General features: G+C 63.1%; 8 protein-coding genes. 6 read left to right on the plus strand and 2 right to left on the minus strand.

The window, feature by feature from the left end:
- Positions 1 to 145: 145 nt before the first annotated feature.
- The 6 genes from ABJO18_RS14970 (at position 146) to ABJO18_RS14995 (ending at position 5,638) form a co-directional block, all read left to right on the plus strand.
- On the plus strand, positions 146 to 541 hold the full coding sequence (locus ABJO18_RS14970) for a hypothetical protein (protein WP_348335752.1): 396 nt from the start codon (positions 146 to 148) through the stop codon (positions 539 to 541).
- A complete protein-coding gene (locus ABJO18_RS14975; RefSeq protein WP_348335751.1) occupies positions 538 to 2,214 on the plus strand; it encodes an ATP-binding protein in 1,677 nt (558 codons plus the stop codon). The genes ABJO18_RS14970 and ABJO18_RS14975 overlap by 4 nt, the downstream gene beginning before the upstream one ends.
- A 91-nt stretch (positions 2,215 to 2,305) precedes the next feature.
- Complete coding sequence (locus ABJO18_RS14980) at positions 2,306 to 3,229, plus strand: rhodanese-related sulfurtransferase (RefSeq protein ID WP_348335755.1); 924 nt, start codon at positions 2,306 to 2,308, stop codon at positions 3,227 to 3,229.
- Positions 3,226 to 3,852, plus strand: a complete 627-nt coding sequence (locus tag ABJO18_RS14985; protein WP_348335750.1) for a glutathione S-transferase — start codon at positions 3,226 to 3,228, stop codon at positions 3,850 to 3,852. Before ABJO18_RS14980 ends, ABJO18_RS14985 begins: the two co-directional genes overlap by 4 nt.
- 308 nt (positions 3,853 to 4,160) lie before the next feature.
- A complete protein-coding gene (locus ABJO18_RS14990) occupies positions 4,161 to 4,895 on the plus strand; it encodes a carbonic anhydrase family protein (RefSeq protein ID WP_348335749.1) in 735 nt (244 codons plus the stop codon).
- Between the two features lie 110 nt (positions 4,896 to 5,005).
- Positions 5,006 to 5,638 (plus strand): hypothetical protein, encoded by a 633-nt coding sequence (locus ABJO18_RS14995; RefSeq protein ID WP_348335748.1) that lies wholly within the window; start codon positions 5,006 to 5,008, stop codon positions 5,636 to 5,638.
- Between the two features lie 54 nt (positions 5,639 to 5,692).
- On the opposite strand, the gene ABJO18_RS15000 is transcribed toward ABJO18_RS14995, so the two are convergent.
- Positions 5,693 to 8,899 carry an amidohydrolase family protein gene (locus ABJO18_RS15000; RefSeq protein WP_348335747.1) on the minus strand — a complete coding sequence of 1,069 codons (3,207 nt, stop codon included), beginning with the start codon at positions 8,897 to 8,899 and terminating at the stop codon, positions 5,693 to 5,695.
- A gap of 311 nt (positions 8,900 to 9,210) precedes the next feature.
- A complete protein-coding gene (locus tag ABJO18_RS15005; protein ID WP_348335746.1) occupies positions 9,211 to 9,537 on the minus strand; it encodes a GIY-YIG nuclease family protein in 327 nt (108 codons plus the stop codon).
- Positions 9,538 to 9,906 lie beyond the last annotated feature (369 nt).

Below are 9,906 nucleotides of genomic sequence, written 5' to 3' on the forward strand. Positions count from 1 at the left end.
CAGCCTGTGCTGCCGGGCCTTCTCTTTGAATTCCGGTAAATAGTTTGAGGGTATTCATTTATTATTAGCCGCTTAAGTTGCGGAAACGGAACATAATTCTGCGTGGTGGCGTTCCACATGCCAGCATGTTGGGGGCTGAACGATCATGGACTATTTCGACGTCAACAATTTCATGCCCCACGGCATGTGTTACCTGTGGCGGCCGGAACTTGTGGGCATGCATGTGATCGCCGACCTGGCGATCGCCCTGGCCTACTTCTCCATTCCGATCGTCATCGTGCTGTTCCTGCGGCGGCTGAACCGGCCCATCCCCTTCCGCTGGGCCTTCGTGATGTTCGGGATCTTCATCCTGTTCTGCGGCATCAACCACCTCATGAACATCGTCGTGCTGTGGCATCCGCTCTACTATATCGAAGGCGTGCTGAAACTGCTCACAGCGGCGGCCTCGGTCGCCACGGCGGTCTTGATGCTGCCCCTGCTGCCGGTCCTGCTCGACCGGTTTACCAACATGGCAGCGGAGGACGATACGGAAAGCGCATGAATCTGACCCGGCCCGATATCGCCAGGAGTACAGAATCCAAAGGGGCGCGCTATGAAACGCTCAGCGGCCTGCTGGAAGCCTATCGCACGCCGGTTGCCATCATCCTGTTCGGGGTCATCGTCTCCCTCGCGCTCTTCTTTGCCACCCTTCTCGGGCATAGCCGGGCCAAGGAACGCGAATTCCGCAATCACGCGGCCGCGCGCATTGCGGAAATCCAGACAGGCTTCACCGCGATCGAGGCGGAGCTGACCGAGCTCGCCAATGCGGTCGATGCCGGGCTGCCACCGCAAACCGTGATCGGGATATTCGGCGTCGCCAACGGCGAAGTGGCAACGCCGCCCGTGCGCGATCTCGGACTGGTTTCCGAAGACGCCGCACTGCATGCCATCGGCGCCGATACGGCGCGCCAGGTCCGGCGCGCCGTCGCCTATATGCTCGAACGCGGGCCTGCACCCCAGAGCACCATCCTCCTGCCCCTGCCCGCTGCCGCGCCCGGCGAGGTGCCTTTCGTGCTCATCGCCCCGCTTTCGTCCGGTCCTTACACCTACGCCTATGTCACCTCGGATTTCGACGCCCTGGTGCAACCCACCGAATTGCGGTCCGACCCGGCCTGGGTGATTTCCAGTCTTCATGACGGCAGTCCGCAATTCGCCCTCGCCCGCAATACCGATCTGCGGGCGCAGACCACACCGGCCATGATGGGAGTGACCTCCGTGCTCGACACGGCGCCCTATGCCCTGCACTGGTCGGGCGAGGCGCCATTTGACGTGGTCGATATCGTCATCGTGCCGCGGCGCAGCTACCTCCTGCAATTCGGCCCCCTGCCCTGGCTGGTGCTGGCCTTCTGCCTGTTCGCAACGGCGGCGATCGGTGCACTGGCGCTCAAGGATGCGCGGCGCACCGCCGAGATCCGCCGGCAGGTCGATCTGAAAACCGCCGAACTGCGCCGCAGCCAGGCCGTCATCGAAGCCAAGAACGAGGAGCTGGCGCGCTTCGCCGCCCATGCCTCGCACGACCTGCAGGCGCCCCTGCGCGCGATGAAGGGCATGTCCTCCCTGCTGGTTGAACGCCAGATCGACCTGGACGATCGCAGCCAGCAGATGCTGAAGCGGATCAATCGCGGTGCCGACCGGGCCCAGCGCCTGGTGCAGGACCTGTTGTCCTACACCAAGGCCGACATGGCGCAGGTCAATGCCGAGCCGATCCCGCCGGAAGCCCTGCGCAGCGAAATCGACGAATTGCTCGCCGCCACGGTCGAGGAGTGCGGCGGCCAGCTGCGCTGGCAGGTCGATGCGCCGGTCGAGGCCGACCGCTTCCTGCTGACACGGGCGCTGCAGAACCTTGTCTCCAATGCCATCAAGTATCGCGCCGACCGGCCGCTGCGGATCGATGTGTCGACACGCACGGACGCAGACGGTTCGACGATCTGCGTGTCGGACAATGGCATGGGGATCGAGCCGAAATACTTCGAGCGTATTTTCCGTGTCTTCGAACGCCTGCACGGCGCCGACGAAATCGAGGGTTCCGGGATCGGCCTGGCCCTGTGCAAACGCGTCGCCGACCTGCATGGCGGGCGGATCTGGGTGGAATCGGAACCCGGCGTGGGCAGCCATTTCTTCCTGCACATTCCCAGCGCCCAGGCGCCGCGCGCCGCCATCTCCAACGACCGCTGAACCGGCCGGCAGGCGGCATGTGCAGCCACGCCGCTGACGCAGGGGCGTGCCAGCTGGTATAGAGCGGGCGAAACCCGGATACCGGAACACCATGCCCCGCTACCTGATCGCTGCGCTCTACAAATTTGTCCCGCTGGACGCCGGCCCTGCCCTGCAGGCCCGCCTGAAATCGCTGTGCGCCGAAAACGATGTCACCGGCACGTTGCTGCTGGCGCGCGAAGGCATCAATGGCACGATTGCCGGGCCGGAAGCCGGTTTGCGCACCGTGCTGGACGGGCTGCGCGCGCTTCCCGGCTGCGCCGGTCTCGAACACAAGGAAAGCTGGGCCGACGAACAGCCCTTCCTGCGTCTCAAGGTGCGCCTGAAGCGCGAGATCGTCACCATGGGCGTGCCGGACATCGACCCGGTTGACGGCGTGGGCACCTATGTCGAGCCGGAAGACTGGAACGACCTCATCCGCGCGCCCGATGTCGTCACCATCGACACCCGCAATGACTATGAAGTGCGGATCGGCCAGTTCGACGGTGCCGTAAACCCGCACACCGCCAGCTTCCGCGACTTTCCCGACTGGTTCCGCCAGTTCCGGGCCGAACGCCCCAATACCCGTATCGCCATGTATTGCACGGGCGGCATCCGCTGCGAGAAGGCGACGGCTTTCGTGAAGGCGCAGGGCATTGACGAGGTCTTCCACCTCAAGGGCGGCATTCTGAAATATCTCGAAACCGTCGATCCCGCCGACAGCCTGTGGCAGGGCGAGTGTTTCGTCTTCGACCGTCGCATCGCGGTCGGTCACGGTCTCGCACAGGGCACGCACGATACCTGCCATGGCTGCCGCGAACCGCTCGCGCCCGAGGACCTGAAATCGCCGCTCTATGTCGATGGCGTCAGCTGTCCGCACTGTCATGACGCACGGTCGCAGGAGCAGCAGGCCCGCTATGCCGAGCGCCACCGCCAGGAGCAGATCGCCGAAACCCGTGGCGAGCGCCATGTCGGGCGCCGTACGGACGCGGAATGAGCGCTGGCGCACCCATCCTCTACTCCTTCCGCCGCTGCCCCTATGCGATGCGGGCGCGGCTGGCCCTGCACGCAGCCGGGATCTCTGTCGAGCATCGCGAAGTCCTGCTGCGCGACAAGCCGCAGGCCATGCTGGACGCCTCGCCGAAAGGCACCGTGCCGGTGCTCGTCCTGCCGGACGGGCGCGTGCTGGAGGAAAGCCTCGACGTGGCACACTGGGCGCTGGCGCAGAATGATCCGGAAGACTGGCTCGCCCCCGGCGAGGCGATGGCGCCGCTGATCGCGCGCTGCGATGGCGACTTCAAACACCATCTCGACCGCTACAAATACGCCACCCGCCACGACACCGACCCCGCCGAGCATTTCGAGGCCGCCAGCGCCTTTCTGGCAGAGCTGGATGCGCGGCTGTCAGACGGCGTCCAGCTGTTCGGTGCCCGCATGTCGCTGGCCGATGCCGCGATTTTCCCCTTCGTGCGCCAGTTCGCCCATACCGACCGCGAGGCCTTTGACGGGCTGGGTCTGTCCGGCGTGTCGCGCTGGCTGGACGATCACCTCGCCTCGCCGCGTTTTGCCGCCGTGATGGTCAAGCATCCGCTCTGGTCGCCGGACGATCCGACGGGCTGACCGGAAAAACCGAATTGCGGATTCCGCGCAACACACATCCTTAAAACGGGTTTTGGGGGTAGCGAATCGCTGTCATCGAACCGAAATATTCTGTATCGGTCCTGACGGATTGTGCAGGCGCAGCATTCTGCGCCCCTCCACCCCCCAGCCGCACGCCATGGCGACTGAAAAATCCCCGGAAGCCCGCGCTTCCGGGGATTTTTTTATGATCGCAAGGTGGCGTATCCTTAACCAACGCACGCGAGGGTTCCGGAACCTGTACCGCGCCTGGTGCGGGCGTTTTCATCGTCCTTTCCCGGGAGACATCCTTGCGCAAAACACTTCTCGCGGCCGGTTTCGGCCTGGCAATCCTCCCCTCCGCCCAGGCCCAGCACTGGACCTATGAAGGTCATGAAGGCCCCGATCACTGGGGCGAGCTGTCCGAAAGCTGGGGCGCCTGTGCCGCCGGCCAGCAGCAATCGCCGATCGATCTGGGCACGGCCAGCGGGCTGAGCCTGCAATCCATGGCGATCGACTGGCCGGAAACCATTCCGGGCACGGTGATCGACAATGGCCACACCATCCAGGTGAATGTCGAACCGGGCGCCAGCCTGACGATTGCCGGTCACGAATACGCCCTCGTCCAGTTCCACTTCCACGCCGCCAGCGAACACACGATCAATGGCCGCCATGCGCCGATGGAAGTCCATTTCGTCCATGCCGACAGTGCGGGCGGTCTCGCCGTGATCGGTGTGATGATCGAGGCCGGCGCGCCGCTGGCGAGCCTCGGCTCGGTCTGGGCGGTCAATCCGCAGCCGGGCGGGTCGGGCGGTGTCGCTGCCTCGATCCATCTGGGCGAATTCCTGCCCGCCGACCGCAGCGCCTGGCGCTATGCCGGCTCGCTGACCACCCCGCCCTGCAGCGAGGTCGTCACCTGGACGGTCTTCCGCCACGCCGTTACCGCGAGCGCTGCCCAGATTGCCTGGTTCGAGGACCGGCACCCGCACTCCTACCGTCCCGCCCTGCCGCTCAACCGCCGTCACGTCCTCCAGATCGGCGGTTGAAGCCCCAATTTACGTCACATTCAATTCCTCATGACGAGAACACCGTTTTACGCTCGTGAGGAGGAACCTCTATAAACCAAGCCTATTTTGGTGAAGAGCATGAGGCGGCAATGAAAATTGAGGAACGGGTAACTGCAGCGCTACACGTCGCGATTGCCGGTGATTTTTTTGTTGCATTGGACTTGATATGTCCAGCGATAGAAGCCAGTGCAAGAAAGGACCTTGGGAAAAACTCCATAACAAGAAATGAATACAAGGATTTTTTGAGAAAATATAACACCATAATTGAAGCCTTTTCCGGCCCCGGAATAAATTTAGATGAAACAAGATTCCCAGATATTTCAATTAAAACTGACAATGGAAAAACGATTGAGAGACCTGATTTTTCCGACTTAATATACCATGCGTTCAGATGCGCGCTCGCCCACGGACATGAAATTTCAGACGAGTTTGTGCTAACCGAAGAAGAAGACGAGGACAAGTCTCATTGGCTTATTGGACTTCAAAATGGGCACATCCATATGCCGAGAAGGGTAGTTTGGGCACTCATTGCGGTAGTTGTATTTTGTAGAGCAAATCAAGACATCACGACCGAATCAAACCTGTGGCTCACATGGACCAGAAATTCGATGGGACGGAACGAGCCCTATCGTTTTGATATCGACATATTCTGGGGAGCTGAGGAGACTGTGAGAAGGTTCCTCGAAAGGCAGAACCTCTCAAGGGTGGCACTAAATTTCTAGAAAAAGCCCCGGACCTTGGTCCGGGGCTTTTCTCCTTTCAGAAGCAGACGCCGCCTATTCCCAGAAATAGGGCTGGCGCTGATGATCGCCCGTGACCAGCTCGTTCATCGTCTCTGCCTCGTAGAGACGGCCATTGAGCATCACGTATTCGATCTCGTCGGTATTGCCGATATCCTCCAGCGGGTTTGCCCGCAGGAAGACGAGGTCGGCCAGCTTGCCTTCCTCGATCGTGCCGAGATCATTGTCGAAGCCGAGATGGCGGGCCGGCATCACCGTCGCCGTCATCAGCGCCTCCAGCGGGGTGAAGCCGCCGCGCACGAAGGACCACATCTCCCAGTGAGCCGCCAGGCCTTCCTGCTGGCCATGGGCGCCGATCGACACATCGACGCCGCGCTCGAACAGCATGTGGGCCGTGCGGGCATTGTCGTCATCGACGAAATCCTCTTCCGGCGCCGTCGTGCGGCGCACCGAGGAGGCCTGCAGCTGACGCGGCGGCGCATGCCGCGACAGGATCGGGTGCTCCCAGACATTCATCGCCTGGCGCCAGTAGGGATCGCCGGCCAGACCGCCATAGGTCACCGTCAGCGTCGGCGTGTAGGCGACCTCGGTCTGGGAATACATCTGCAGCACGTCTTCATAGATCATCGAGAGCGGCAGATTGTGTTCGATCGAGGTATTGCCGTCCGCCACCATGGCCATGTCCATGTGGTAGTTGGAGCCGCCCTCGGCGACCACTTCCAGGCCCGCCTCTATCGAGGCGGCCACAACCTGCTGGCGCTGGTCGCGCCGCGGCTGGTTGTAGTTCTTGATCGAGTGGGCGCCCTGGGATGCCAGGCGGAAGACGTGCTCGCGCGCATCCTCGATCGAGTTGATCTCCGCATAGACCGACGGCGCGCGGGCCCCGTAGACGATCTCGCCGGTGGAATAGATGCGCGGGGCGAGATAGGTGCCGGCGCGCTGGTATTCCGAGGCGGTGAAGATATGGCTCGCCCGGCTGGACGGGTCGTGGATCGTGGTCACGCCCAGCGCCAGGTGCGCAATGGCCGACCAGTTCTGCTCCGGCACGAGATCGCCCGTGCCCTGCGGCCCGTGCGCGTGGGCGTCGATGAAGCCCGGCGTCACGGTCATGCCATTGGCATTCACCACGCGGGCCCCTTCCGGCACCTCGACATTGGAACCGACAGCGACGATCCGGTTGCCCTCGATGATGATAGTGCCCGCGTCAATGACGCCGCCATCCTCACCGGCCATGGTGATGATGCGGGCGCCGACGATCGCCGTCACACCCGACGGCCGGTCGGCCGTGGCCGTCATGGCCAGGCTGATACCGCTTTCCGGCGGTGTGTATTCGGTCTCGCGTGCCGGATCCGGACGGAAATCCGCCAGCGGCACGGAGAAGAATTCCGGCCCCATCGACCAGTTGAGATGCGTGCCGCCCTCGCTCCAGTGGAAATAGGTCGCGCCATTGCCCGACACTTCCACCGTCGGCAGGGCCGAACCGTTCGATCCGCCCGACACCGATTGCGGTCCCGGCGGCAGCGGCATCACGAACACGTCGTAATTCTGGCGGAAGGCGACATGGGCGCCATCGGGGGCGACCTGGTATTCGGTGATCATCTCGCCGGTGATGTGGGTGCGTTCCTCATGACCGTTGAGATCGACCGAGACGAGGCTGGCACCATCGCCGCCGCGGGTGAAATAGATGCGCTCGTTCGAGGCACCGAAATGCGGCAGCGAACCGCCATCGGTCACTTCCGTCATCGCGCCGCCGCCGGCCGGCACGCGGTAGATGCCCGTCGTTTCCGACCATTCCGGCGCCGTCAGATAACCGCCGCTGTCCTTTTCGAACACCAGGGTCGAACCGTCCGGCGAGAAGCGCGGATTGGCGTAATGCCCCGGTTCCGGCGTCACCGTGCGCTCGCGGCCGCCGCGTGCGGACACGGTGCGGATCGAACCCAGCGCCTGATCGTCCCAGGCGACGAAGGCAATGGTGCGCCCGTTCGGCGACCAGGTCGGCGTGATCTCGCGCCGCTCGCCCGGCGCAGCGCGGGTCAGGCGGCGCGGTTCGCCACCGGCCGCATCGCGCACCCACAAGACACCCAGGCTCTCGAACACGATCTGGCTGCCATCCGGCGAGGCGGTGGCAAAGCGCGGCATGCGCGTGGTGAACGTGTCGGGCGCCACCTCGACCTGCGAGCGCGGCGGGTCGATCACGTCGCGCGTATCGGACACCTGGAACGGGATATCCGTCACCGCGCCGGAGGCCACATTCACCGAGTGGAAGGTGCCGTCGGCCCAGTACACGATGGCGCTGCTGTCCGGCATCCAGTCCATGTTCGGATACATGCCGGTCACGCCCCAGGTTTCCTGCATGTCCTGGTCGACGGTCTCGACCAGGCGGCGTTCCTCGCCCGAGCGCAGATCCTTGATATAGAGGCCGGACTGGATGCGGTCGCGGCGGATGAAGGCCATGTAGCGGCCATCCGGCGACGGTGCCGGACGCACGGCACCGCCGGCGCCCTCGACAATCGTGTCGATCTCGCCGGTCTCCAGATCGTAGCGGCGGATATTGAACAGTTCCGTGTTGGAATCCTGGGCGTAGATGAAGGTGTTACCCGAGGTCACATTCTGCGTGTAGTAAACGTAGCGGCCGTCCGGCGAGAAGATCGGTTCGCCCAGCTCCTTCTGGAAATTCTCGTTGGGACGCTCGACCAACTGCACGCCGTTTCCGCCCAGCACGTGGTACATCCAGATCTCGCCCGTGCCGGCCGAACGCTGGGTGGTGAAGTGCTTGCGCGCCGCGATATAGCGGCCCGACGGGTGCCAGGTCGGATTGTTCAGGAGGCGGAAGCTCTCATCCGTCAGCTGGCGGGCATCGGACCCGTCCGCATTCATGATCCAGATATTGTCGCCACCGCCACGGTCCGAGGTGAAGGCGATGCGGCTGCCATCCGGCGAAAAGCGCGGCTGGTACTCCCAGGGCAGGCCGGACGAGATATTCGTCGCGACACCGCCGGTGACCGGCATGGTGTAGATATCGCCCAGCATGTCGAAGGCGATGGTCTGCCCGTCCGGGCTGACATCCAGCGACATCCAGCTGCCTTCGCTCACCTCGATGGGAATCGAGCGTGTCGGCAGCGGCGGATTGGCAACATCCCATTCCGCGTCGTCATTATCCTGGAAAGCCAGGCCCGGCGCGCTTGCCAGGATGGTCGATGCCGCCAGTGTTGCAACAAAGCGGGCTGCGATAAATCGGGTCATATACCCCTCCCCAATATGTGTCTCCGCGGCGGAGCATAGGTCGCGGCCAAGGTGGCGACAAACTTACCGTTCTGTGAGGTTGGGGATTGGACCGGACTTCCCGCTGTTCTTGTTTTCCCCGGCCTTGTGCCGGGGCCTGGCGTGCGATGGGTGATTTGCACGGTGAAAAGCCCCATCACGAAGCCAAACCGCCGGCGTTGCAGGGATCACCTTCACCAGACCCCGGAATTCGCTTCGCTCCTCCGGGGAAACTGGAGTGTGGGGCAAAACCATCCGTCACTTTCCCCGGCCTTGTGCCGGGGCCCGGCATTTCAGCGCGGGGAAAACGGGATGCCATCATCCTCGATGAGCTCGAACCAGAGGTCCTTCCAGCCCGGATTGCCGGCTTCGATCAGGTTGAATTTCCACTCGCGCCGGTAGCGTTTGAGTTGCCGCTCGCGCGCCCATGCCGCCTGCCAGCCTTCATGCCATTCGTAGTAAACCAGATTGCGGATCTTGTACTTGCTCGTATGACCCGCCATGGCCCCTGTACGATGCTGCTCGACGCGTCCCACCAGGCATGTGGTGCGGCCGACATACAGTGCACCGCGCGGCCGGCTGGCCATGATGTAGATTGCTTCGGGGTGGTTGAAGGCCATGGGTAACCGGTTTTCAAAACACCACCTTAGATAGCATCTCTTCTTACTGCATGCCAGACCCCGGCACAGGGCCGGGGAAAGTGAGAGATGGTTTTCACTCAAACTCACCTCCCCGCTTCCCCCGGAGGAGCGGAGCGAATTCCGGGGCCCGGTTGAGTTTCCGGGTCTGGCTCAGAAAGCGCGAAGCTGGGAGCCAGGCACGCCTCTTTGTGCCGGGCCCCGGCACAAGTGTTCAGCCCGGGGACATCATTAACGGGTGTTCGGAGACATGGTTGACACCTTGTGGCTTGGATTTCGTCTCTTGGACAGGAGGCGGCGATGGTCTGGCGCGAGGTTTGTGCGATGGATGAGCGGCGGGAGTTTGTGCGT

This window comes from Maricaulis sp., from assembly GCF_039978735.1.
Lineage (GTDB): Bacteria > Pseudomonadota > Alphaproteobacteria > Caulobacterales > Maricaulaceae > Maricaulis.